We start from the raw sequence: 26,147 nt of genomic DNA, 5'->3' as shown, positions 1-26,147 counted from the left end.
CATCCAGCCCTGGTGGACTTCCACCGTTCTTAGAGCGCCAGTGGTCCTGCAGCACGCGAGTCATCGCCGCGACAGCGCACTTCGGATGTAGGATTTCTTGCATACGGCCTGAAGTCGTATTTCGTCGACGAGCGGGGAAGCGAGGCAAGCCTGACGACCGCTTTAGAGCTCGAGGGGAAACTTCCAAGCCTGTCTCTCATCGCGCCGACTTCGCTGGCAAACCTCCCTCAGAGGTTCGGCAAAATTAGCCGCCCAGGCTTGCCACCTCTCGGGTAGCTCGGCCGTCGCGCAGCACTGCAAAGCTGTTTTAGGATGCCGGAATTCAATTCTCAACGCATGCAGACCAATGGGTACCGCTGACGGGTACGTTACCGTTGAACTCGGTTCCTCCGCCGGAGTGCTTTGCGAGAGTTGCGTTACACGGCCACTCGTGTCGGTTGCCAGCACTTCGCCAGTCGCTGAATTGCTGTAAAGCGCATCGCCTAGCACGGGAAAACCACGCGAGGCAGCTTGTACACGAATCTGATGCATGCGTCCGGTCGACAAATGGATCAACAGTAAGCTTTGCGTGGCAGTTGTCGCGATCACCTGAGCCGTCAACTTGGCTTGGCGTGCGCCACTGGCCGTCGCAAGAGCAACCTCTGCTTGCGGCTCGTTGGGAATCTTGCGGAGATAGTCCTCCCACTCGTACACCCCAACCGGCAACATGCCCTGCACGACCGCTAAGTAGTACTTGCCCACCTTTCGGCTCTGAAATTGTTGGCCAAAGCGAGCCAGCGAGCGTTGATTACGAGCAATTAACATGATGCCCGATGTTGCTCGATCCAGTCGATGTGGTAAACCAATAAAGGGCTGCCCATGATGTTCGTCGCGTTGCTTGATCTGTGACGTTAGACATGTTTCAAGACTAGGTACACCAGGGGCCGCTTGGCTAAACAAACCTGCCGGCTTGTTGATGAGCATGAAATGCGATTCTTCATGCAGAATTTGGATCGGTTCATTCATGATTAGAAATGAATGCTACAGAGTGCAGGAGCAGAGTGAGCAATCGCGTTACCAACAGCGCAGAAAAAAACGAGGAGCCCCGGCCACAAGAACAATCAAGGACGACGGCTGTTCTTTTTGAGCTCCTCGTTAAGTCTCTTTGTAGTGAACGTTGTACACAGGTCAAGTCGTTTTAACGAAAAACTTTTTGCGGTTGTCCGATACAAGTTATCTTGAGGCGGTTTGCAACGTTCAATCCATCACTTCATTTCTACTCTCTTCGACAAAATAAAATCATGAGCTTCACCAACGAACACTTTTATTTTGTAACTGGTCGATTGGCCGAACAGGCGGTGCGCACGACGGTTGCGAGAGTAGCTGAAGAACTCAAATTCCAGTACACCATCGGTGTGCTCCCGATCACTGTCGCCGCGTTGATGACACCCAAATGGATACTGAGGCATCTAGTTGTTCCTCCCCATGCAACACAGGTGATGTTGCCAGGCTGTCTATCCCACAATCTCGAGGACATCGCTCACTCGATTGAAACCCCAGTCGTCTGTGGACCACGCGACATTCGTGATTTACCGTTATTTTTTGGGAATAAACGACCAATTGCCACCGACTATGGAAAGTACTCCATTGAGATCATTGCCGAGATCAACCACGCGCCAAAACTGAGTTCGCAAGCTCTCCTCGAACAGGCATTGTTCCTGAAACAGCAGGGAGCAGACGTTATCGACGTGGGATGCACGCCCGGTCATCGATGGACCAAGGTGTCCGACGCAATCAAGCAATTGCGCGATCTGGACATACGTGTTTCGATCGACTCCTTCGACTCCTGGGAAGTCGCGCAAGCCTGCGCGGCAGGCGCGCAACTCGTACTGTCGGTCAACAGTTCCAATCGCGCACAAGCCGTTGACTGGGGAGCCGAAGTCGTCGTGATTCCCGATACACCTGACGATAAAAAAAGTTTCGAAGAAACGATATTTTTTTTGACAGAGCGTGACATTTCAGTACGACTCGATCCAATCCTTGAACCGTTGGGCTGCGGGTTTGCGTCGAGTCTAGAACGCTATACCGCTTGCCGTCGGAGCTATCCACAACTACCGATGATGATGGGAATTGGCAATGTCACCGAACTGACAGACGCAGACTCCGCCCCCATCAATGTCTTGCTACTGGGCATCTGCCAAGAGTTGAATATTCAGTCCGTGCTAACCACCCAAGTCATCAACTGGGCTCGCTCAAGCGTTCGGGAATGCGATTTAGCGCGACGCATGATGCATTATGCGGTCGAACATCGCATACCGCCCAAACATTTGGAGCCGCAACTGGTGACTTTACGCGATACGCGTGTAACCGAGTTCGATAACGAGATATTAGATTCCTTAGCGCGGACCATTCGTGACCGCAACATTCGCATTTTCACGCGGCAAAGCGAAATCCATGCCGTATCCGCAGGCGTCCACGTCCATGCGACCGATCCATTCGAAGTGGCACAGCAGTTATTGGATAGCGCGGTCGGTGCAACCATCGATCCCGCGCATGCGTTTTACTTGGGTTTTGAAATGGCCAAAGCGCTGACCGCCAACACGCTCTCCAAACAATACGAGCAAGATGTGGCCTTAGACTGGGGGTTTTTGACGCGCGCCGAACAACCCCATCGACTATCGCGCAAGCCGCGTTCCTCCTAACCAGGTGCAGCAGCACGCGAATTGGGGAGGACAGAAGGGCGACAGCAAAAGGAAGAGAGAACCACCGGATTAGGGGCGCAACTGCAGGCGTTCGGTCGAGTTCAATTCCGGGCTCCCACCCCGGCCACCACTGCCCGATGCGGTGTAGAAATAGTCGCCGATACGCACCACTCCAGTCCCATGCCGTCCACGCTGCAAGCTGGGCAGCGTGGACCAAGCGGCCGACTCAGGGGAATAGACTTCCACTTCGGCATGAGCCGATGATCTTCCACCACTCTCCCCGCCTGCGACCACAAGTTTGCCGTCGAGGACAGCACAACTATTGCCTGCCCGCGGCGTCGGTAGTACGGGCGTGTCTGTGGAAGGTAGCCATTGGCCAGTTTCAAAATCGAAAACGTCGACAGCCGCCACCGTCCTACTAAAAACTTCCTGCGTAACCTTGGATGTCTGCCGACCTCCCGCTGCGTAGAGTCGATTTTCAATTACCACCGCCTGAAAATGGTCGCGTGCGTGGGGCGCATCAGGCAGAATCTCCCAGTCGCCGGTTTGTGGATCATAGGCGTCGAACCAACTCTGATATCCGTCCATGTGACCATGGGTAATGCCTCCCACAAGATAGATTTTACCATCGTGATAGACGGCCCCTGCTCCGCCACGCCGCCGTGCTTCCGGAATGGAATGCACGAACTCAAACTGATCCTTGTTGGGGGAATACACCACTATTTTTTCGAGCGGAGTTTCCGTGGGATAGCCACCTGTCATCGCCCCCATGAGATAGATCCGGTCCCCCACAACCACTCCCTGAAAGTGATGCAACTCGAGCGGCGTCACAGATTTCGCCGTCCACGTACCCGTCCAAGGATCGAAGACATTCACGGGATTGATCCTGCGTCCTCCCAACAAATAGCACTTACCTTCAAAACCAACCATCGCCGCCTCATGTCGCGCGGTTGGCGTTCCTAGCGTATCGAGCATTTCCCAACGATCCGCAGACATCCGCGGAGAGCTCAACACGGTAGACTCTCCCCCACCCGCAATCACCGAGCGACGCAGCAGTTCGTCATGGAGGCGTTGTGAGGCAGCAGCAAGTTTCCCCTCGTTGCGTTTTTCAACGCTCGCTGTGTTCGATCCATCAGCGGCGATATCCGTCAAGCTCACACCGTACTCTCCCAACAACGTCCAGTACGTCGCGGAATCCGAATGATCGACGCAGTCCCTAACGAACTTCCCTTCAACGAACTGCGTGCCGAGCTGACTAGTGCGGAACTGATCGTAATACTGCTTCCCTTTCGGACTACCACTCACAATGCCATGCTGGCCAATGGCTCCACATTCGAAGTAAGAGATTCTTCCGGAAGCGGCTATCGACTTCATATACCGGCAGGCGGCTGCATCTTCGCGGCAATTGGAGACGTCTTCGGGGTGTTCGGCGGTTCCTTGATGGAACGAAGAACTCGTCCAGTGAGCAATGAAGCGCAGTTTTCCTAGCAACTCCCTTTTATCGTGGGTTAGGCAGTGGGCCACTAGGATTGCTGGCTCAGTTACCGAGCCCCAACACAATACATTGAGAACTTCGCCATCGGCGAGATGTTGGGCCGCGTCCAAGAGTGCCTTGACGCTGCGGTAGCCTTCGAGCGATTCATATTTTTCATCTTCAGCAAACAGCTCGCCCGTCGATTTGATGCACGATTGGGTAAAACGGATCTCCTCGGGAAAGCCTCCCAACTGCTGAAGATTTTTTAAGTCGGTGCGATAGGCCGTACCGAAGAGGCGATTGGCCCAGTCCGCTTGGTCCGGCGAAGCGGCATGCTCCTGCCGATGCGTGCTAGCCACCACGATGCCAAGCGTCTCAAAGCGATTTGCCATCAACAGATAGCCTGCCATGGCCGAGACATCGTCGGGATCATTGATCGTGCCTCGATGATTGGTCCCGGGCAGTGTGGGGTCGCTCATATCGGTGTAGATCCAAACTTTGGGGAGCTTGGAATCGGCGGCGAAGGCCACCGCATGGATGAGGAACAAGCTCAATGCCAAGGCAAACGCGTTGATCCATGGAATCACTATAGGAGCCTTTCAGTCGGAGTTTCCGGGGCAAGCATTTACCGTGGCGTCCAAGCTCGGTGCTCAGCGCGGCCTGGTTGGCAGCAAAACAGCTCAAAGACGAGATCCGGGAAATCATCTGGGTCCGGTATTTTATAGGGCGCCAATGAAAAACGCCCTAAGACAATACGGGATTTCGCCTAAATTGCGAATCGCGACGCTGGGGGAGGGGAGGAGCAATCGCCAACAGGAGGCAGAAAACAGGGAGAGGAGGGAGAAACTCTCCACAACAGCCTGGGCCTAGAACAGCCACCCCCTCGGGCATCGCTGAGGGGCATTCTATCAGCCCCAAAAATCGGCACTAAACGGGGGCCAGAAGTCGTTGAACCAACGATTCGCTTAGTGAAACAGGAGGGTGGACGACGGGGCTCGAACCCGTGACCACTGGAACCACAATCCAGTGCTCTACCAACTGAGCTACGCCCACCGTGTTGAGGCCGATTTTAGATCTGAAGCGGGTTGTCGTCAATCCGATGTTTCCCTTTAAAGTCGAACTTATGATCCGACGCTCACGATTTTGTCCCCGAAAGCTCTTTTTTGTGGCTGGATGCCACGACTAGCCCCGGAACATCCTTAATTCGGGCTTTTCTTGGGCGGGTTGAAATCGCTATACACAGCTTAGGAAGCATCGTCTCATTCCCCAATTCGCATTCCATGCTGGGGACAGACACCCATCGATGCGTTCCCCTGGAATGGATTGACCTGCTGTTAAGGAAGTCGCCCGTGGTTTTGCGTAGCTCTGCATTTGTCCTGCTTGCCGTCTCTGCCCTCGAATCCCCCGCGATCGCTCAACGTGCTGAGATTCGCCTCCAAGCCACCGCTCCCGCGACTTCGAGCATCTCGGCCTCAAACCATTCAGCCGCCTCCGGCAACTCAGCTGCCACGGCCATTTCGCCCAACCTAAGAGCGCTCTACCAACGCACTCAAGCGGTCCGCAGTGAAGCGGACGTGACCGCCATCGCGCGTGCCTGCGCCAATGTGGTATCTAGCCAGAAGAGCTCGACTGCCGACCGAGATTATGCGGGCAGCCTGCTTGCCTGGGCACTCAACCGTCGTGGCGAAATGCGCAACGAAGCAGCAGCAGCCATGGTCCAACGCGGTGCCCTGGAAGAGGCCGATAAGCTCGACCATCAAGCGGCCGATGATTTTGAAACGGCCATCCAGTACGGCCCCACGAATTGGCGCATCCATCACAACTTTGCGATCAGTCTGGCAATGAAAGGGGACTACGCGCGAGCCATCAACTCGGTGACGCGCGCCCTGGAGCTTAAACCCGATTATGCCAATGCGTACTTCAATCGCGGTGAACTCTACTTTGAACTCGGACGGTTCGAACAAGCATCGAAAGACTACAGCTTGGCCATTGAACGCGATGCGACCGATCCGCAGTACTACAACAGTCGGGCGCACAGCCAATTCATGTTGGAGGACTACGACGTCGCCATTGCCGACTATCAGCGCGCCGCCGAACTCGGAACCGATAGCGCGGTTTACCAAAGCGATTTAGCCGATGCCTACCAGTTCTTGGGGAAGTGGGAGGAAGCAGCCCAAGCCTACCGATCCGCTGTGGCCATCAACAACAAATATGCGAGAGCGTACCAAAATGCGTCTTGGCTCATGGCCACATGCCCCGACCGAAAATTTCGCAACGGGGATCTAGCATTGAGTGCCGCCAAGAAAGCGCTGGAACTGGGAGATGCGAATTCGCCACGCGTGCTCGAAACACTAGCCGCTGCCAACGCAGCCAATGGGAAATTCACTGAAGCGATCCAATTCCAACGTCGGGCTCTAGCCGTTAGTTCGGATGCAGAACGCAGCGAAGTCCAACAACGACTCAGTCTCTATGAAGCCAAGACCGCCTACGTCCAACCCCGCCTCGACTCCTCCACCACAACTGGGGAACCGGGCGGCGCCAATCGCGTTCGTACCGCCTCCAACAAAACCACGCAGACTCGCCAATAACCAGCGATTCCCTACACGCCGCGCGTGAAGCGCACCTGCTCAAAGGGTCGCCCCACCCCCAAAAAGTTCGGCGTCACCGCACGATTCGGTGGCTAGAGGCTCGCCTGGGCCATTCCCGGCAGCCTACCGAAGAGGCCCTGCCACTTTCCGGATTGTTGGGTTTCCGGATTGCTTCGACCAGCAACCCGCTACGTGCGGACTTGTTGAAATAGCGTCCCGCTACGTGACGGCTTGTTGATTTAGTCGCGATTTCAATGTTGCTGAATAGGTAATTCCTCTAATTGACCTGCAGCGGCAATCACCTTTCCCTGCTCCCGCAACGGGTTGCTATTTCAACAGCCCGGTGAGCATGGTTGAGTGGTCGCAGCGAGAGTGTATAAAGAGTGCCAGCTTCACATCAGGACGGAAGATGCTCTTTGATCAACAAGCTGCGAACTCGGCGGTCGAAGGATTTAGTCGCCGCGTCCGTGCCCTCCCGGCGTGCTGCCGCATGCTACCCCAGTCCAGCGCTCTCAGCCTGGAGGCCAAGCCAGTGGGCGACCGCCTAGCAAGTGAAAATGGAGGTGATCGACCGATTGCCCACCATCCTTGCCACAATTGACAACCACTCGATACCCTCCTTCGGCCAACTCCAATTCCCGAGCGACCCGCTGAATCACCATCCAGAGGTGTCCTAGCAGACTCTCATCTTCTGGTTCCAATGCCTCAATCGATTCAACCGGCTTCTTGGGAATGAGCAGGACATGCACGGGAGCCTGAGGTGACACATCGTGAAACGCTAGGCATAAATCGTCTTCATAGACAATCTTGGCAGGAATCTCGCGATTAATAATCTTTGTGAAAATCGTTGTCATGGCTTAGCCCCCACCGATGGATTGAATCAAGCTGTCAAAATTGCCTCGAATGCTCGATAGAGAATCTACCATCAATTCGGGCTTCTGAGCACGTACGATCGCGGCGCCGAGCGACACATTTTTCTGCCAATCCTCGACGGTGTAGGCACGAATGTCGCGGTAGGGAAACTCAATTTTGGCCGCAATTTTTGGGACGAGATGCATCCCCTCGGAGCCGCGCACTATGTAATAATTCTCAGATACGAACAACACCGCCGCTCCAGCGACCATTCCTATCAAAAAAGTAGTCAATCGACTCATCGCTAGCTGCCTTGTGTATAGAATCTGGTTGCATCCGTTCCCAAGCACCGCAATTGTACCGCGTTAGGGAACAGTTGTCCCAGACCGATTTTTTAGCCCCAATCCCCACCTTCCATCACTCCTCCGCTTTAGGTCCTGCCCAATGCATTTTTTAAATCCCTTCCCGCTCCACGCGCGTCGCCTCCATCTGCTGCTGGCTGCCACAATCTCCCTTCAGGCCCTGTCCTCCCTAGGGTTGGTCCAAGAGAGCATTGCTCAAGACGTTACCTTTGAACGCATTCAGCTCAGCGACCAGTTTTATAGCGAAGGAGGCACGCTGGGTGACTACAACGGCGACGGCAACGGAGATGTCGCTGTTGGCCCCTGGATCTACTGGGGACCGACCTTCACGTCCAAATCCCGCTTCTACGAGGGAGAGGCAATCGATCCGATTGGTTATTCCGAAAACTTCTTGATGTACTCCGGTGACGTCAATGAGGATCAACAGCTTGATATTCTCGTCATTGGATTCCCCGGCAAAGAGAGCTGGTGGTTTGAAAATCCTGGTAAGGAGAAACTGCAAGAAGCGAGCGTTTTGTGGCAACGACACACCATGCTCGAATCGGTCGACAACGAATCTCCGCTGATTGCAGATATCGATGGTGACGGCATCGACGACCTAATTTGCAACTCGGGTGGCAAGATGGTGTATGGATCCCACGCGGGGCAGACTCCGACCGCTCTCTGGAAAATGACCGAGATCTCGCCCGAACGAGGCTACCAACGCTTCACTCACGGAATTGGAATCGGCGATGTGAATAATGATGGACACCAAGATGCACTGGAAAAGGATGGTTGGTGGCAAAATCCAGGGAACGCCGCTCCAGCCGGCGACCACTGGACATTCCACCCCTTCGCTTTTTCGGATGGCGGTGCACAAATGTTCGCAGTTGATCTCGACGGAGATGGCAAGAATGAAGTTCTGACGGGCACTGCCGCACACGGCTTTGGCTTGGCGTATTTCAAATCGACGAACGACGAAGCAACCGAATTTGAAAAGGTCGACATTATGACCGATCAAGCAGCCACCAGTCCCGTGGGGCTGGCCGTTAGCCAATTGCACGCAATGGCACTGGCCGACATGAACGGGGATGGCATCGTAGATATCATTACCGGAAAACGCTGGTGGGCCCACGCCAATGGTGATCCAGGCAGCTCGCAACCCGCCACGTTGCTGTGGCTGGAAACCGTACGGCAGGGGGAGCGCGTACACTTCGTCCCCCATGTGGTCGACAATAGTAGCGGCGTGGGCACCCAAATCACGGTCGGCGATGTGAACGGGGACGGTTTGGAAGACATTGTCTCGGGAATCAAACGAGGTGCGTATCTATTCCTCCAGCGCCCCGCCGATCTAGACGCCCATCAATTTCTAGTGCCAGAACAAGCCGAGCTCGACGCGTTCGGCAGTCACCCCGCTTGGCAGGTAGTGAAGGTTGGCGATGCGCTAGCTCCCGCCCAAGGTGACCGTCCCCTCAACTTCGGGTTCGAATCGGGAGACCTACAAGACTGGGAAGCCCGTGGTCCCATTGCTTCCGCTGCCATCCAAGAAAACGCCGCCTCCAGCCCTGACGCTGCAGAGCGTGGCAAGTACTCCCTCGACACCAGTACCGATGCCCCGCGCGGGATTGGTGAAGTCATCAGTCGCCCCTTCCTCCTCGACGGTGAGCGTGTTAGCTGCTGGATTCGTGGCCCCAAAGATCCCGAAGCACGCTTCGAGTTGATCTCTGAAGGTTCTGGTCAAATCCTTTGCAGTTCCGGAGGTGGCGAAGCAGACCAGTGGGCTTCCATCTCGTTCGATGTCGCTCAGTGGAAAGGCGAACTGGTCCGCATCCGCGTGGTCGACCATTCCGAACAAGCCTCCATCGGTTTTGATGAGTTTCGAATTCACCCCTAGTTGCGAATGCGACTAGCCGCGATCTCCCCCATGAAGCTGCTCTCCATGACATGCCAAGCCAAGCATCCCGCAAGCCAGCATTCTTCCGGTCAGCGCGTCCCCCGGAACTGCGTTCGACCAACCGTGAGTTGGCTTGTCGGTTTGCTGGGGATTGTGCTTGGGATTGGGTTGAGTGGCAGCCAGACGGTTACCTACGCACAGACGGCGTCACCGACGGTTCCGCCGTTGGTACGCCCCGTAGAGCTACCGGAAGAACCACCCGTACAACTCATCCTCACTGGTACCGAGGGGCAAGATGCAATCGTGGTCGCGAACTACTTTCGCGGTGGCGTGTTTGTGCGCAGCGTCACCCAGCATGCTCGCCTATCCCCCCAGGGTACGCTCGTCCCCGTGGAACTCGGTTTCACGGGCGTACGCCTGTTGATCACCATCCCAACGACCAATGCAGTCCATGCCGAATTGCTTTACGGCCAGCAGGTCGTCGACCGCCAGAGCTCCCAAGAGAAGACGGTGCTGCGCATGCAACTTGGTGACGTGCCTGAAGGACAGGTAGAGGCACCTCCGCGCAGCTCCCTCAACGAGGCTGAAACAACCTTCGTCCAAGCTGTCTTCAACGCATCCAGCCAAGCTCAATCGCGGAACATCGTCTCCCCTCTGCCAATCGCCAACATCGACTGGCAAACGCTGGACAGTTACTGGCTTGCCCTCAAGGACCACCTGGGGCCTCTCCAGCGTTCCAGCCCAGCGGTTTCCATGCTGGACGGATGGATTGGCTGGGACGGAGAGCTGGGCTCCAGAGTGTTGTCCGGCAACGTCCCCTTCGAACGGGGAAATTGTCATTTCAAACTGATGATCCTCGACGACAAACTGGTCGACATTGAAGTCGAGTCACCACTCATGCCGGCGGATTGGTTTACCGGACCAATCTCTAGTGAAGCGTACGTCGAGAAGTCCGAGCTTCTGCTTCGCATGTTGTTCGAGGGAAACGTGACTGCCGCAAGCCTGCTTTTCTCGCGAAGCTACGGAGATGAAATCACCGAAGCGGAATTGGCCACGCTGTGCTCAACGCTTCGCGATGACTTCGGGACCGAGATCGCAAGCCTCGATCATCAGGACTGCCTATTCAACGGTCTGGATCCTGCATCCAATAGCTACGGCTGGTCGGTCCGACACTTCGTTCAACTAGCGTCGGGGAAACGCTGCGTCAGCAACGTCCTATTCGCGTTCACTTGCGATGCGGACCTTATTGGGCGGGGCGAACTGGTCAGTATCGATGTGCGAGAAACATGGCCATCCCAGGCACCGACTCAGACCCGCCTGGCCACCCAAGCACTCCAACGAATTCTGAGCGTCAGCCCCCCTGAAGACTCCGAGCCCTCAGCAGAGCAGCCCGAATCGCAGCAGCGTGCGCCCAACCTTCAGCAGCTCCTAAATCCCGATGCCGCCCAATTGCTCGACACAAGCACTCTAGCGACTCAAGTCGAGCACTGCCGACAAGCTTTTGGCAGCCTTACCGTGGCCCCTGACTTCGCCCTGTGGGAGGTCAAGAACTTGCAGAACTTTACGCAGGCATCTGGCACCTTTTCAACCTCTAAGGGTGAGATTGAAGGGAAGCTCGATTTTGTGAATGATGAGCTGATCGGTGTCTCGCTCTTCTCGCGCGACTATGCAATGTCTACCCTGAACAGCCTGAACGCTCCCACGGACCTACCAGAGCTTGCCTGCGAGTTCTGGCGAGCCTTGCTGCGCCATGAAACAGCCGCCGCGTACGACCGCTTGGCACCTACCTTCCAACAGCAGCTGACGTTGGAACAGTTTCGAGGAGTCGTTTTGCAAGCAGGCGAGAACGCCGCCCCCGACACACTGGACGTTCAAGCTACCACCGTGCGCATCTCAGATCGCCTGGAACGGGGAGCTCCCGTGATGCTTACCGTCTACTGCGTCGCCCAATACCCCAACGAGCCGCCCTTGCCATTGGCCTGCGAATTCCGCTTGGCGGGCCCCAACTCCCCGGAACTCTTGCATTTCACATCCGACCTTGAGATTAGTTTCCCTGAAGACGGTGCCCTTGAGACCCAACGGCTGCTAACCCCCTTCTTCGACGCGAACACCAAGGGAGTTGAAGCGCTGCTCGGCTCCTCGGACAACAGCAGCATCGATTCCGAGGTCCTCACACTCTTCTTGCAGAAACTCCAGAGCTTGATTGGCGAGCCTGGCCAGCTCCCCGCAACCGCGAGCTGGATACACTCCTACCGAGACGGGATTCGAACCGAACGCCTGCAGGGTACTATCGTCCCGACGCAAAACAGCCCCACGCAAAACAGCTCCATCGAAAACGCCGCTGCGGAAAACACCCATGGGGCGAATATCCCGTTTTCACTTTCAACCCACAACGGCCAACTTACTGCCTTCGACTTTTACACCGCAGAGCTCGCGCACTTCCTGACTACCGAGCAAGCCCTGCAACGTAGCCAACAGCGCATCCAAGACTTCATGTCCACCTGGCTGGACGCTACCGACGTCACCCCCTCGCCTCAAGCGTCGATGGTCTGGGAGCTACGAACCACCGAGGTCGAGCAGAAACTAGAGTCCATGCGGGACCGAATCCACAATGTGGCCGGAGGCTACATCGAGTGCGTGCTTGAAGACGCGCAAGATGCCGAACAGGACAACACCTTCCAATTCCGCTGTACGGTCAGCGGAGTGACGGGCGACATTAAACTGCGCATCGATATCGAGTTCAGTGCAATTTCGTGCCTAGTAGCGGGGGTCGAGCTGGTTGAATAGGCGTGTTGCAAAACGCTCGCAAACGCCCACGAAAAAACCGCCGTCAGTACAAAAACCAACAGCGGTTCGGTGTGCCTTCAACTGAAAGCGTTCTTGATTTCGAGAGGAAGCAATACTACTTCTTCTTGGCGGTCTTCTTCTTAGCCGCAGTTTTCTTAGTTGCAGTTTTCTTAGTTGCTGCCTTTTTCTTAGGAGCAGCAGCCTTCTTCTTGGTTGCAGCCTTCTTAGGAGCAGCCTTTTTCTTAGGTGCAGCCTTCTTCTTAGGAGCAGCAGCCTTTTTCTTAGGTGCAGCCTTCTTGGGTGCAGCCTTCTTCTTAGTAGCAGCCTTCTTTTTAGCCACGTTTTCTCCTCCGCTAAAACGGAAATGTGGAGGTGAGACCACTACAACGACAACAGCCACATGCTCTCGTCAAGTCCCGCCTCCGAAATCAAGAAAATCACCAACACGTCCTAGAATCAGCGGTGGCCGCCGCGTAGAGATTCACAATGCTGGCAATTACCTACGTCCTTGGAGCGTATTTGTACGAAACAACCCAGCTATTGCAATATGTTTTTGACATTTTTTACACATATTTCTGACAATTTACCCACAATGCTTCCTTCGAATCCAAAGTTGGGTACATTTCGCCTGCAATTCGCGATTTACGAGCGAGCGTCTCGCGCCGTCAGTCAGCGCGTCTCGACGCCCACGAATGTGAATATTTTCACATCGAGCCCACGCCTAGAATCCGCCGTGCCCCTGCTGCATGGCTTGCCAATTACTGGCGGCAAACAGCAGGAACATAATGCCGCCAGGCTGCCCCGTCTGCAAGCAATAAATTCCCAGCAGTGCACCGGTGCCAATCGATACCATGTAGGCCACATGCGTCGGTTGATCGACGTTCCACAACTGCAGCATCGAACGCATGATGTGCCCACCATCCAACGGCAAGATGGGCGCCAAATTGAGAATTGCCCAGATGGTACTGGGATAGATAATTGCGTTGAACGCCGCGTAACGAATTGCCGTTTGCGGAATTTCGCCTATCGGTAGACTCGTTCCGAACAACCAATTCAACTGCCCCGTGAGCTCCATGTATGTCCCGGTTGCCATCCCGATAGCCCACACCAATGCAGCCAAAGCCAATTGAATTCCCGGCCCCGCAGCTGAAATGACGATTTGCTCACGCGGCCCTATGCGGCGCTGCCGCGCTCCATTCCAACTCCCAAACGAATCGGGAATTGCCAAGCCGCCAAAGTGGTAGAGGACAATCCGGCTTTGCAGCCCGTAATACTTCATCGCCAAAGTGTGCCCAACTTCATGGACCAGGATCGACAGCAGGAGCGCTGCAATCCACATCAGCAAGACCGCGGGAGCTCCCCCGGGAGAATTGGGGAAGCTGGCATCTACCGACACGCTCCAACTCCATCCTAGGATGGCCGCGACAACCCAAAATCCCCACGCAACCCGCACTGGAAAACCAAGAAAGTTGAACTGCCAATCGTACTGACTGCGACCTGGCTCTTTGAGCATGGATAGTGCACTTATCTAAAACGTGATCCAGCGGGAAAAAACACCGCCCCCGAACACCCAGCGAACCCTCACACCTCCCGCACCCCGTGGCCGTTCGACCATCCGCCGTTGCGATAGGCTTTTCGAGGGCATTAGCTCTCTGGGGAAATTGATTCTGGGGAAATGATATTTAGTGCAATGAAATCTGGGAAAATGAAAATGGAAGCTGCATAGAATTTCCCAGAGTCACGGCGAGTTCTCTTTGGCAATGGCGATTAGCTCAGCAGCCCCCTGGCCGATCAACTCGTCCGCCAATTGCTTACCGAGCATCTCCGCACTCTTGGGATTGCCAACCACGCGTCCTTCCACAACTCTCTTACCATCTATCGATAAGACTCGCCCACGCAGACTGAGCTGCCCATCTGGATTCACGCGTCCAATAGCAGCCACGGGAGCGAGGCAACCAGCCAGCAAGGATGCTAGGAACGCGCGCTCGGCGAGAACTTCCGCCTGGCTTTTCGGATCGTTCAGTTGCACCAGAGCTGCTTGCGTTTCCGCATCATCGCTGCGACATTCCAGGCCGAGTGCCCCCTGCCCGATGGCTGGCAAAATCCTCTCTTCGGGCAGCTGTTCAGTGATACACTGCGTCAGCTTGAGTCGCGTTAGGCCAGCGGCAGCCAGAACGATTGCATCGAACTGCCCCTCCTCAAGTTTCCTTAAGCGCGAGTCGACATTCCCTCGAATATCCGCGATGACCAGCTCTGGACGCCAGACCAAGAGCTGGGCTCCGCGTCGAGAGCTGCCCGTTCCGACTCTAGCCCCAGCGGGCAAGTCCTCAAACGAAACATTGCCACGACTGATCAGGCAATCGGCCGTCGTCTCCCGCTCCGGTACGGCCGCCAAGCTCAACCCTGGCACCGGAATTGTCGGCAGGTCTTTAAGACTGTGAACCGCAACATCGACGCTAGCGGAAAGCAACTCGCGCTGAATTTCCTTGGTGAACAATCCCTGCCCGCCAACAACGCGTAGCGATTCGGTCGACACATCCCCGCGGGTGGAGATGAGCACGATTTCAACGTCATATCCGCGCTGCTTTAGCCTGCCAGCAATCCACTCGGCTTGCCATACGGCCAGCTTGCTTCCACGAGTTCCGATACGAATGGTAGACAACGGACTTAATCCCAAACAATCAGTGGTTAAAACGCGCACCCCGGTCCATGCCCTGCATACCAGCGCTCGGTGCAAAACACCTGGCCCTCCGCGGGTACAACTGGAGTGCATCGATGCCCACGAAGCTCATGCCCCAAACTGGGTTCACGAACCTCATGCGACGACTGCACAACAATCCGCAATTGTACCAATCCCACTCCAGGGCTGTATCCCAATTGCAAGTCCCGCCACGCTTGCTCAACCACAGCTCTCCCTGGAGCCGCAAGCAACCGGTCGCAGCCGCCAGGTCCAACCGCGGCGCGGGCCCACACAGCCTGGGGCCGGGCGCGAGCTTTACGCAATCGCGGCGGCAGCGTTCCCAAGGCGAAAACCTGGATTAATTCAACAATTCGCAAAACTCTATTTGACCTTTGAGGACCAGGATGATATGATCCCAGCAATGTAGATATCGCTAGACCGATATAAATCTGCTTTCGCCGGATCGTTCGAACGTGTACGAGTGTGATGATCCCCCAGGCACGTTTGATGGATCGATACGAACCTACGTCCGGTTTCTTGCTTGCGATCGAGAACCACACCCTTAGCCACTCTGCGTGCAGATCCTTCAATTCAGGATTGCTCCCAGGCTCGGGATTGCTGGTCGCCTCCGCCTTAGGCAATATGCCATCCAACCCAATATTTATCAAAATTTGAGTGCAACGCCGCTTTGGCGTGCACTTTAATAAGCATTGGCAGCACGATTCGGTCCCGGTGTGCTGTTAATTCCAAAAGCAATGACGGGACGTTTCTGGAGTTTTGTTCATGGGTAAGAAACTGTATTGCGGCAACCTCAGCTACAACGTGCGTTCAGCACAGCTTGAGCAATTGTTCGCGGAGTTCGGCACGGTGGTTAGCGCTCAAGTAATTGAAGATCGCGAAACCGGGCGTAGCAAAGGCTTTGGCTTTGTCGAAATGTCGACCGAGCAAGAAGCTAGCGCAGCAATCGACGGGCTGAACGGCCAAGATAATGAAGGCCGCAATCTACAAGTCAACGAAGCCAAGCCACGCGAAGAGCGATCTGGTGGTTACGGCGGCGGTGGCGGTGGCGGACGACGCGGTGGTGGCGGCGGCGGTGGCGGCGGTGGCCGCGATCGCTGGTAGGCATCCAAGCTATCGATCGCTTTGCCGGTTGCAATAGCCTTTGAATGCTTGCAGTTCCGACTGCACGACTGCCGAAAACTGTTTCTTCCAGTACAAACGATAACGATGACATACTGACACAAGCGCAGGGTAAGAGTCCATCTCTTTCCCACGCTTGTGTTTTTTCGTTTCTATCCTGGAAGATGCCTGCATGCACTTCGATGAAGGCAAACCATCGCGATCCCACGGGGAACGCCCCCCCCTCTCTCCACACCAGGCCCAACGCAAACATCGCCAAGCCAAAGTTGAAAGACTGGAAAAGCGTGGCCTGCGCGTCGGCCGCACCAGCGTTGGCAAAGGGGTCTTCGCGACCAAGCGAATCGTAGACGGCACCTGCATTGGTCAAATCGAAGGGCGAGTTATCAGCGAGCAGGACTACGTCAGCCGCTACGCCTTCGACCTAGGCGACGGAACGCAGCTTGAGCCCACGGCTCCCTTCCGCTTCGTCAACCACTCCTGCTCCCCCAACTGCGCTTTCGAAGCATTCTCCTTCCCCGGCCCGACCTCTCCCACAATCGCCGAAGACGCGACACTCCCATCGCCAGCGGTCGAACTCAGCACGCACCCCGCAGCGGCAGCCCCCAAGATCCTGCTCTACTCCATTTGCGATATTCGGCTGGGAGAGGAATTGACGATCGACTACAGCTGGCCGGCGCGATTTGCGATCCCCTGCAACTGCCACAGCGCCCATTGCCGTGGATGGATCGTCGACTCAAAGCACCTCGCCGAGCTCCAACAACTGCTGCAAGTCAGGGCAATCCCCGACCTTGGGATAATCTAAGCTGGGAATTCTCCGCCCACGCACTCGCGACGAGGGCGATCAGCCTCCACGCAAGTCGGCCGCCACTATCACGGTCATATTGTCTCGATGGATCACCGCCTCGTAGGGACAATGGCCCAGGATCTCTTCGATTTCCGGTGAACGCTGCCCTCGAATTTTCATCAAGTCGACGGAACTGTAGTTGGACAAGCCCCGCGCAATTTCCTCCCCATCCAATCGACAAATGGAAACGACATCCCCGATACCAAAATCCTCCTGCACGGACACGATTCCGATCGCCAGCAAGCTGGGACCGCCCGACAAGATGGCTTCACATGCCCCCTCGTCAACCAATAGCTGCCCCATCGGCTGGGCGCTGAAGCCAATCCATCGCTTTCGAGGTGACAGCCCACGCGCTTCCGGCAGAAAGAGGGTTCCAAGCTCTTCCCCCGCCCACAAACGTGGCAAGACGTTGGGGGTTCGGCCACCGGCAATAACAACGGGCGCACCGCTTTGCGTCACGAACTGGGCAGCTTGCAACTTGCTAGACATGCCCCCCTTGCTGACCTGCGACTCCTTATCGACCGCCATGTCCATCACATCTTGATTGACCTGCTCAATGGTCGAAACAACCCGCGCGCCTTCCAAGCGGGGATCCCGATCGTAAACCCCGGCCACATCGCTCAGAATCACCAAGGCGGGCGATTCGAATAAGCCCGCGACCATGGCTGCCAGGCGGTCGTTGTCACCAAACGTAGTCATTAGCTCGTCAACGGCCACGGAGTCATTTTCGTTGACGACGGGGATTACCCCCATTCGCAATAGCGCAACCAGCGTGTTCCGCACGTTGAGATAGCGAGTGCGATCATCGAGATCGTCCGCCACTAACAAGATCTGTGCCGCGTGGCGACCATGCGAACTAAAATACTGCTCGTAGGTTTGAATTAAATGGGCCTGCCCCACCGCAGCTACCGCTTGCAGTTGCGAGAGCACCGTTGGACGCGACGCCAACCCTAGCTTCCCCACACCGGCCGCGACAGCACCACTACTGACGAGCACGACGCGGTTTCCTGCATTGGCTAGCTCCGAGAGCTGCGCTGCCAAACGGCCCACCTGCTCGGTGTCCAACATTCCATCTGGACCGGTAAGTACGCGAGATCCAACTTTAACCACCCAAGTGTCTGCAGCTTGTAGGACCGATTTTCGGCAATTATCTTCCATGCGCGAGATTACTTTTTTGAATTGGAGTCGGGAACTGAAGAAGGTTAATTAGAATCATCCCAAGGATTCTGTTCAAACGGGAGGGGGGGAATCTATAGCGGCCCCACTCGCTGGTAACCAGCCTAACTTCGAAAACACCTGTTACAAGCTAACGCAATCCGCATAAGTTTCTGGACAATTGTGGGAAGCTGGTGAATGCCGGTCGTTTGCTCAATGGACAACGGAGGCTAAACTTAGAGCACACCTAGTGCAAGAGAGCCTGCCCTGCCTAATCTCCTCAGGTTCGGCATTCGTTTTCCGCCAGGTCAAAAGAGGTACGTTTACTCGCCGCTCGATTTAAACCAGTCCCCGCCTTCATTGAAGTGGAGGTTTCGACGAGTCGTGATTAGAAATGGCCGAAACGAAGACAACAAGCTTGTTCACCCTTGTCGAAAAACCTGCCCCATCTGTGGCTGGTGAAACGACGTTTCCTGGATCTGGAGTCCACTAGAAACATGAGCGAATTGCACCACGAGTGTGGGGTTGCGGCGATTTATCACCTCCCGAGCTCGGAACCAAGTCCTCTGTGCCCAGAACAAGGTCCACAGGAAATATCTCGGCTCTTGCCGCGCATGCTGCAGGACATTCAGAATCGCGGGCAGCTCGCCGCCGGAATGACCTCATTCTCTCCCGACCGCGCTAACTTGCTAGATACCATGAAGGATGTGGGCACCGTCGCAGAAGTCTTCAGACTCTCGCACCGCGGCAAGAGCGAAGCCTTGATGCAAGAATATGCTGGCAGAGCTGCTATCGGTCACGTCCGCTACGCCACCTGTGGCAGAGAAGATCGAAATTACGCGCAACCCTTCGAACGCCAGCACATCCATAAGCACAAGTGGTTTAGCTTCTGCTTCAACGGTCAATTGGCCAACTACTCCAGCCTGCGAGCAAAGCTACTCCGCGAGGGCGAACATCACCTCGCCCGTGATACCGATACCGAAATCATCTTGCATGAGCTTGGCCGCGAGTTGTCGACAGGCGAGCCAGGCCGCGACATAAGCGACATCTTTGCCAAAGTCGCGTCCCAATTTGACGGGGCCTACAGCTTGGCGTTCCTGAACGCTCGCGGAGAGCTGCTGCTGGCCCGCGATCCACTGGGCATCAAACCTCTATGCTACGCCTTAGAAGGCCCCCTGTTCGCTGCAGCCAGCGAAAGCGTAGCACTGCTCAATCTCGGCTTCGAACCCGACAGCATTCGCTCATTGCTTCCGGGGCATCTAATTGTTGTGCGACCTGAAGGCGTCAAGATTAAGCAGTTTGCGCCATCGACTCGCACCGCGCACTGCTTCTTCGAATGGATCTATTTCGCCAATGTGGCTAGTACCCTCGATGAGCGTAGTGTCTATCTATCGCGAACTCGACTCGGGGAAGAGCTGGCGAGAATGGAAATCGCCGACAATAAAGTTCCACTCGATCGCGATACGATCGTAGTCCCAGTGCCCGATACCAGTAAAGCGGCCGCCGATGCAATGGCCTACGAACTGGGTATCCCCAGTCGCGAAGGGTTAATCCGCAATCGCTACAGCGGACGGTCGTTTATCGAAGGAGGTCGCGCTCGCGTTGCTAAAGCTGCGAGCAAGTACACTCCACTGCGCGAAGTGCTAGAGGGAAAACGGGTCTTCTTGGTAGAAGACTCCATCGTTCGCTCGACTACCATGAAGGTACTGCTGGACCGCATTCGTCACTTGGGGGGCGCCAAGGAGATCCACGTCCGCGTGGCCTGCCCCCCGATCGTCGCTCCCTGCTTCTACGGCATTGATATGTCGACGATTGACGAATTGTTTGCCCCCAAGTTTTTGGACGATGGCTTGCTGACTGAAGAGGGACAGCGTCGCATGGCTGCGACACTCGGCTGTGACTCGCTCCGCTATTTGCCCGTCAGCAGTATTGCTCGCGCCATCGACCTGGGCGAAGACCAATTGTGCCAAGCTTGCATCACCGGCGAGTACCCCACGGAACACGGCCAACGTCTCTACAACATCGCGTTGCAGAATATGGGACAGTCCGCTGCTCAAGGCAGTCGAACTTACGAGCAGACCACACCGGATCCCTCTCACTTAGCCTAGCCCACGCTCAGCAAGGCTGAATTTCATCAGAGACTCACGGTAGCCCAATGAATTGGCTGCCGCTGAACTGCGGGGGCGCAACGACTCGGCTAGCGCGAGGAGGAGGAGGACACTGCAGCTGGAGCGACGAGCAATTGCTGCCTAACGTTCTGCAGAATGCCGACGCCAATGGTCTCTGCGGCGCGAGCCTGAATGGAAGGCCGATGCGTTGTTCCTCCGATGTGAAAATAGAGCGAACGGTTGGTCAGCCAATCATTTACCTGCACCAGCAAGGCCGCTTGAGGAATCACCCCGACTGCCAGCTTCTGCAGGGCCGACTGAGCTACCTGTTGCTGAAAACCGCCCCCCGCCTGTAGCAATGCATTGATATCCAGCCGCCCGCCACCCAAGCTCGCACTTCCGTCAGCAACCAGCCAAAACGCATTGCTGTCAATGAACACTCTTTGAAGCCGCAATTGCCCCTGCCCGATGGTCGCTTGCATTACCCCATCGCGGACGTCAGTGGAAGCGAGTTGCAGGATTGGCACAAATCGCCCAAGATCGGAAAGAATGGGAATACTCTGGATGTCCCCTCCTTCGATTTCTACCTGCACCTTACCGGTTAACGCATTCAGTGAGGACACATTGCGCGAGGCGATGTCGACGTTGCCATCAAACCGCCCGGTGCCCAAAATACGCTCGAAGCCTAATGCTTGGCTGAGTTGCTCCAACTTTCCATCCGCCAGAGTGGCACGTGCCTTCAAATCGTAGCGAGCTCCACCTCGCAGACTCGCCTCCCCCTGAAGATACCCGCCGACAGCCGCTCCATGAATATCGCGTGCTGTCAGCGAAGCGAAAGCACCATTGGGTTCAAATTTCATCAGTAACGATGTGGAAGCCTTTTGAATCGCGAGCCCGTAGCACGTAGCGTCGACGACCTTGGCATCCCCCGACAACGAGATTTGCCGATCGAATCGAAGGTTGCCTCGGCAGCTCGCAACGCCAGAAAAAAAGTCTGCGTAGTCGGGAAGCAAGAGGCCAACCAACCCCTCCAATTGAATCCTCTGCGCGTTGAACTGCAAACTGCCATCGAGCTGCCTTTGCGCCTGCCCCAGGTCCAATCCGAGGGTGCCTCGAGCTTCGACCCGACCTCCAGCAACACCACCTTTCATTTCCAAAACATGGAGTATTTTGTCATGATACGAAGTCCGAATGGACAACTCCTTGGCAAGTTGCATGCGATCGTAACTAAGTGCTGGAGCATTGAATGTAGTTTCAAATTCCAGATTCTCCCAACTCGTCCCCTGGCCCTCCAGCTCTAGATTGAGCGTGCCGTTGAACAGACTCGCTTGCCGCCTCCCCCTGAGGACGGCGACTAGTTCCGGCATTTGCAGCCCAACCACACTGCCCGCAAAGTTGAGACTAGCTGGGTCATACGGTACCGATGGATGGGAGTTCGCCGGAGCGGCTGAACGGTCGGTCGACGGATTCGCCCCCTGCAGCTTACTAAGCACGGCTACCGGCACGCTGAACTGCGCCTGAGCTTGGCTGCCCAGAACTCGACCGTCGAGTTTGGCAGTCAACATTTCAGGAGAAACCTTGCTGGAGAATGCAATTTCCCCGAGGTCTGTAGCCTCGTAACGCAGTTGATCGATACGCCCCAGAGCCTCCCCCGTCCAAGACTCAAGGAGCTTCGGCCGCGCAGCATCCTTGGTCAAACGCGTTTCCAGCGAAAGGCTGCCCTGCAGCGGGTGCAATGCTGGGATCGGAAGCTGTTTCACATAGGGGGAGATTTGAAAATCAGACATGCGCACGTTCACCTGATGTTCCCCCGAAGCACTGCGACGCAATACAGCTGAGCCGGCAATGCGTCCCTGGGAATCGGTCAAGCGAAACTGCGACAGCCGAATTTCTTCTGGCGAAAATTGCAGCTCGACATCTCGGACCTGAATTGTTTGATCGCCGAGTTGCAGCTGGGCTTGAGGCAGACTGGCTGTCCCACGACTCAACCATTGCTCAAGCGTCCCCTCTACAACGACATTCCCGCTCATCGATACGGACGAAAGGTCAGCCATAGGGTCCTGCAAACGCAACTCTCTCGACAGGTCGTTTACCTGCCCTGCGAGTCTGTAGTCCACCACGCGTGTCGAGCGAAAATTCCAATCGGGCGAATCGCCTAGATGGACAGTGAGCTGACCGACAAGCGAGTTTTCGTCAATCTTGAAATCAGCCACCAACTGCTCGGAATCTGCGGCCTTCTGCCAACTCAACCGCGCATCGCCAATGGGTGCCTGGGCGCTTTGCAAGTCAACAATTGACAACTCACCTTTTGAACCCCAGCCGTAGATCTCCTTGAACAAAACGCTGGAAAGTGCGACTTGCCCCGTGGCGACTCCCGAGACAGGCAAATCCAACCAGTGCAAAGCTAGCGGTCCGATTTCGACCTCGTCCACATCCAGCCGTAGCGACTCCGGCGGTACTGACGCCAACTGCATCAGATCGGCCCAATGAACCTCCCCCGAGACACGCCCACCCGATATGTGTGCTGATTTCAGGTGGAGACTTAACTGTTGGGAGGATAACAACGCTTGCACGCTAAGCTTGGTGATGGCCTGCGTTCGATAAACAATCTGAGGCGCCGTAATCTCAGCACTGGCGCGGACCACTCCCTGACTTGCGTCACCTTCGGCATGCCCCACAAAGGCAATCACCCCGGAGGTATCGTCAACTAGATGGGGGAGTCCCAACTCGGCTAGCAATTGCTCGACTGGCAACTGTGGGCTCGAAAAATTGACGGAAAACGGTTGAGTCCCATCAATCCGCCCAGCTCCCTCTACCCGCACCTCCTGCTGAAGCCAATCGATTTGGCCATCGGTGATCGTCCATGCCCCGCTGGATAGGTCGGCTACAACCAGTGCATCGGCGGCTGGCAACTGTGACACGCGGACGTCCCTAAGGTCCAGGGAGGCTTGACCGTTCCAGGCACTGAGATCGGTAGCTGCACTCAAGGGAGCATTCCCCGCTAGAACAAGATCCCCACCCGTGTTTGTGATTGTCACATCGACATCAAACGCCTGGAGCAAGGCAGCCAAATCGATCGACCGCATGCGCCCGGATGCTTCCATTTGTTTCTGAGGAGCAAGTGAAAGCTTCACCGCCAAATCGGCTTGACCAATTTCGCCCGATACGTCTTGGTGACCAATATCCCCCCGCAATTGCCCAACGTACCAAACACCTTCGCGATAACCGAAGCGGATGCGAGCGTCTAAGACACTCCATTCTTCGATCAACAGATTGGAGGAAGTAATCTCGCCCTCCACGCGATAGTCGGAAAAGCTGAACCATCCGCTCGCACCGCGTTGAGCCCACACCCAGCCAGAAACGACACCGGAGACCTCTACTGGAATTTCAATGTTGGCCCACTCCAGCCACGCAGCCACGTCCTCGACAGCGATCCCCTCAAACTCATACTCCAGTGCTCGACTTTCGGGCAGAGCACTGCGTTCCAGGACACCAGTCGACCAGGAATCGACCGGCAGCGGAGACTGGGCGTGCGTTGGCATGGAAAGGCATGCGATCCCAACGGCCAAGAGCAGGGTCCGACCGGAGCAGGCATACCGCCACAGCCATGCGAGCGGCTCTCCCAAGCCCAAAACCAGTGCCTCAAGAAGAGTTTTCATCAAACGTTACCAAGAAGATAGTGGGCTCTGCGGTAGACTACCATTCAGTATATCGGTACCGCGAGCTATCGATACCGCGTCCAGCAATCGCATCGACATTCACCAGTTTCGACGCTACGAACACAGATAGCCTAGAGTTTTTGGGGTGGAATCGATAGACAAATAGCTGTCGTTGGATCCATCTTTGGCCTGGTTCCCACTCCCGGCAAGCGACGCTCTCAACTCAATGGCTTGCGTTCCCCTCGCAAGAGTTCTCCTCCGACCAGGCTACCAAAGCTGGCACAAGGAAGGAACGACTCTCACCTTGCGGGGAAATTTACGGGCGAAAGGCATGCTTGGCAATTTTCAACTATGGGAGCAGGCACCGGGGGCGGAGGCCCCGGAACAGTTGTTGGAGAGACGACCGAGGGAGGAGGCAACCCGAAGCGATAGGGGATGTTGAAATAGCAACCCGCCTAGGCTGTGAATTTTTAGCCAAGTGGTTTGCAAATTAATTTTGGGCGCTACAACTATAGCATGAATACTCAAAAACCATCGCAGCTTGCTCGTGTTTCCCGCCCCCATCGTATTCAAGTGGAAATGCACATGCTTTCACTTGAAGATATGCTTCCGCGCGACCATCGTGCTCGCATTGTCTGGTCGTTTGTCAAAACGTTGGACCTAGAACCTCTGTATGAAAAGATCGTTGTCACCAAGAGCACCGTTGGCCGCAATAGTATTGCGCCGGAGATACTGGTTTCACTGTGGCTTCTGGCAACCTTGGATGGCATCGGCACAGCCCGAGAACTTGGTCGCCGATGCGAGACGGACATAGCCTATTTATGGACGCTCGGAAATGTCACGGTCAATTATCACACGTTGAGCGACTTTCGAGTGGAGAACGGAGCATTCTTGGAGAAGACGCTCGTTGACACGGTTGCCTCGTTGGTCGCCCAAGGTCTGGTGCCCCTGGAGACCATTGCCCAAGACGGAATGCGCGTTCGGGCTAGTGCAGGCAGTAGTTCGTTTCGCCGCAAGCCGACGCTTGAGTCATTGCAGCAGCAGGCTCAGGCTCACGTAGATAGATTGAAGAAAGAATCCGAGAACGAATGCGATCGTTCCGATGGAGACGCACGTCGCCAAGCGGCAGTCGAACGAGCATCGCGTGAGCGTCAAGAGCGATTAGATGAGGCTTTGCGACAGTTTGAGGAGCTTAGTAAGCAGCGCGAGTCTCGGAGAAAAGGTGACGGCGAAAAGACTCGCGTGAGCACTACGGACCCTGACGCCCGTAATATGAAGATGGCCAATGGTGGCTTCGATCCGGCCTTCAACGTCCAGTTCGCAACCGATGCTGACTCGCGAGTAATAGTCGCTGTCGATGTTATCAACTCGGGAACTGACAGTGGCCAAATGGCACCAATGCACGAGAAAGTGTGCTCAACTTACGACAAGACACCAAAGACGCAATTGGTCGATTCCGCTTACGCAACCAAGGGCGATGTTAAGACCGTGGAGTCTAAAGGGACCGAAGTCGTCTCCACGATCCCCCGTGGATCGGTATTGGAAAGCAAAGGCAAAGATCCTCACGCGCAGCAACCTGGCGAAAGCGACGAATACACAGCGTTTCGCGCGAGAATGGCCAAAGAGGAATACAAAGAGCTTTACAAGACGCGCCCGTCGGTTGCCGAGTTTCCCAATGCGGACTGCCGCAATCGGAACCTTCGGCAATTCAAAGTTCGAGGACTGGTGAAGGTCAAAGCGGTAGCGCTATGGCATGCCGTGGCCTTTAACTTCACACGCATGGTAAACCTGGGGGCCTTGGCAATCTAAGCAGTTGCAAGGCAACCGCTTGGTTGAGAAATAACACAACTCGAAGAGATGAGCATGATGGACACGAGCTAACTTGCTGGCCAACAATCCGACCAAGTAAGACTTTCAGCCGCCAATTCGAAAAAATTTCGTGGT

The 26,147-nt window shown here is 55.6% G+C and carries 18 protein-coding genes and 1 tRNA gene; 9 read left to right on the top strand and 10 right to left on the bottom strand.

The genetic code is table 11. The features are described from left to right. Positions 1–162 precede the first annotated feature (162 nt). The gene (locus Q31a_RS05145) at positions 163–1,005 is read right to left on the bottom strand and encodes an RluA family pseudouridine synthase (RefSeq protein WP_145074977.1); all 843 of its coding nucleotides are present in this window, start codon (positions 1,003–1,005) and stop codon (positions 163–165) included. Between the two features lie 275 nt (positions 1,006–1,280). Here Q31a_RS05145 and Q31a_RS05140 point away from each other — a divergent pair, with 275 nt between their 5' ends. Beyond that, positions 1,281–2,681 carry a DUF6513 domain-containing protein gene (locus Q31a_RS05140; RefSeq protein ID WP_145074974.1) on the top strand — a complete coding sequence of 467 codons (1,401 nt, stop codon included), beginning with the start codon at positions 1,281–1,283 and terminating at the stop codon, positions 2,679–2,681. Positions 2,682–2,750: 69 nt separating this feature from the next. Here the strand turns inward: Q31a_RS05140 and Q31a_RS30685 are convergent, their stop codons facing one another. Then, positions 2,751–4,742, bottom strand: a complete 1,992-nt coding sequence (locus Q31a_RS30685) for a Kelch repeat-containing protein (protein ID WP_231691075.1) — start codon at positions 4,740–4,742, stop codon at positions 2,751–2,753. A gap of 393 nt (positions 4,743–5,135) precedes the next feature. Then, positions 5,136–5,208: transfer RNA gene (locus Q31a_RS05130), tRNA-His, on the bottom strand. A 296-nt stretch (positions 5,209–5,504) separates the two neighbouring features. Here Q31a_RS05130 and Q31a_RS05125 point away from each other — a divergent pair. Beyond that, positions 5,505–6,743, top strand: coding sequence for a tetratricopeptide repeat protein (locus tag Q31a_RS05125; RefSeq protein ID WP_197356233.1), 1,239 nt, complete (start codon positions 5,505–5,507; stop codon positions 6,741–6,743). Positions 6,744–7,255: 512 nt separating this feature from the next. Here Q31a_RS05125 and Q31a_RS05120 read toward each other — a convergent pair. Both Q31a_RS05120 and Q31a_RS05115 read right to left on the bottom strand, forming a co-directional pair. Then, positions 7,256–7,597 carry a histidine triad nucleotide-binding protein gene (locus Q31a_RS05120; protein ID WP_145074968.1) on the bottom strand — a complete coding sequence of 114 codons (342 nt, stop codon included), beginning with the start codon at positions 7,595–7,597 and terminating at the stop codon, positions 7,256–7,258. 3 nt (positions 7,598–7,600) lie between these two features. Further along, a complete protein-coding gene (locus Q31a_RS05115; protein WP_145074965.1) occupies positions 7,601–7,897 on the bottom strand; it encodes a hypothetical protein in 297 nt (98 codons plus the stop codon). Positions 7,898–8,039: 142 nt separating this feature from the next. Between Q31a_RS05115 and Q31a_RS05110 the strand changes: the two genes are divergently transcribed. Further along, the gene (locus Q31a_RS05110) at positions 8,040–9,830 is read left to right on the top strand and encodes an FG-GAP repeat domain-containing protein (protein ID WP_145074962.1); all 1,791 of its coding nucleotides are present in this window, start codon (positions 8,040–8,042) and stop codon (positions 9,828–9,830) included. Positions 9,831–9,953: 123 nt separating this feature from the next. Then, on the top strand, positions 9,954–12,617 hold the full coding sequence (locus tag Q31a_RS05105) for a hypothetical protein (protein ID WP_145074958.1): 2,664 nt from the start codon (positions 9,954–9,956) through the stop codon (positions 12,615–12,617). Between the two features lie 115 nt (positions 12,618–12,732). On the opposite strand, the gene Q31a_RS05100 is transcribed toward Q31a_RS05105, so the two are convergent. The 3 genes from Q31a_RS05100 to hemC form a co-directional block, all read right to left on the bottom strand. Beyond that, on the bottom strand, positions 12,733–12,957 hold the full coding sequence (locus Q31a_RS05100) for a hypothetical protein (RefSeq protein ID WP_145074955.1): 225 nt from the start codon (positions 12,955–12,957) through the stop codon (positions 12,733–12,735). 381 nt (positions 12,958–13,338) lie between these two features. Continuing rightward, positions 13,339–14,130 (bottom strand): site-2 protease family protein, encoded by a 792-nt coding sequence (locus Q31a_RS05095; protein WP_145074952.1) that lies wholly within the window; start codon positions 14,128–14,130, stop codon positions 13,339–13,341. A gap of 225 nt (positions 14,131–14,355) precedes the next feature. Further along, positions 14,356–15,279: a hydroxymethylbilane synthase gene (hemC, locus tag Q31a_RS05090; RefSeq protein ID WP_197356231.1), complete on the bottom strand. Its 924-nt coding sequence runs from the start codon at positions 15,277–15,279 to the stop codon at positions 14,356–14,358. Between the two features lie 113 nt (positions 15,280–15,392). Between hemC and Q31a_RS05085 the strand changes: the two genes are divergently transcribed. From Q31a_RS05085 to Q31a_RS05075, 3 genes are all read left to right on the top strand, one after another. After that, a complete protein-coding gene (locus tag Q31a_RS05085) occupies positions 15,393–15,659 on the top strand; it encodes a hypothetical protein (RefSeq protein WP_145074946.1) in 267 nt (88 codons plus the stop codon). A 421-nt stretch (positions 15,660–16,080) separates the two neighbouring features. Beyond that, positions 16,081–16,419, top strand: a complete 339-nt coding sequence (locus tag Q31a_RS05080) for an RNA recognition motif domain-containing protein (protein WP_145074943.1) — start codon at positions 16,081–16,083, stop codon at positions 16,417–16,419. A 190-nt stretch (positions 16,420–16,609) separates the two neighbouring features. Further along, positions 16,610–17,239 (top strand): SET domain-containing protein, encoded by a 630-nt coding sequence (locus tag Q31a_RS05075; RefSeq protein WP_145074940.1) that lies wholly within the window; start codon positions 16,610–16,612, stop codon positions 17,237–17,239. A 39-nt stretch (positions 17,240–17,278) separates the two neighbouring features. Here the strand turns inward: Q31a_RS05075 and proB are convergent, their stop codons facing one another. Then, positions 17,279–18,439, bottom strand: a complete 1,161-nt coding sequence (proB, locus tag Q31a_RS05070; RefSeq protein ID WP_145074937.1) for a glutamate 5-kinase — start codon at positions 18,437–18,439, stop codon at positions 17,279–17,281. Between the two features lie 494 nt (positions 18,440–18,933). Here proB and Q31a_RS05065 point away from each other — a divergent pair, with 494 nt between their 5' ends. Beyond that, positions 18,934–20,544, top strand: a complete 1,611-nt coding sequence (locus Q31a_RS05065) for an amidophosphoribosyltransferase (protein WP_145074934.1) — start codon at positions 18,934–18,936, stop codon at positions 20,542–20,544. Positions 20,545–20,633: 89 nt separating this feature from the next. On the opposite strand, the gene Q31a_RS05060 is transcribed toward Q31a_RS05065, so the two are convergent. After that, a complete protein-coding gene (locus Q31a_RS05060) occupies positions 20,634–24,203 on the bottom strand; it encodes an AsmA-like C-terminal region-containing protein (RefSeq protein WP_145074931.1) in 3,570 nt (1,189 codons plus the stop codon). A 516-nt stretch (positions 24,204–24,719) separates the two neighbouring features. On the opposite strand from Q31a_RS05060, the gene Q31a_RS05055 reads away from it, so the two are divergent. Further along, positions 24,720–26,012 (top strand): IS1182 family transposase, encoded by a 1,293-nt coding sequence (locus tag Q31a_RS05055; protein ID WP_145074767.1) that lies wholly within the window; start codon positions 24,720–24,722, stop codon positions 26,010–26,012. Positions 26,013–26,147 lie beyond the last annotated feature (135 nt).

Origin of the sequence: Aureliella helgolandensis (assembly GCF_007752135.1) — a bacterium.
Taxonomy (GTDB): Bacteria; Planctomycetota; Planctomycetia; order Pirellulales; family Pirellulaceae; genus Aureliella; species Aureliella helgolandensis.
The sequence above is the reverse complement of the archived record's forward strand: the minus strand, read 5'-3'. Positions and strand labels throughout refer to the sequence as shown.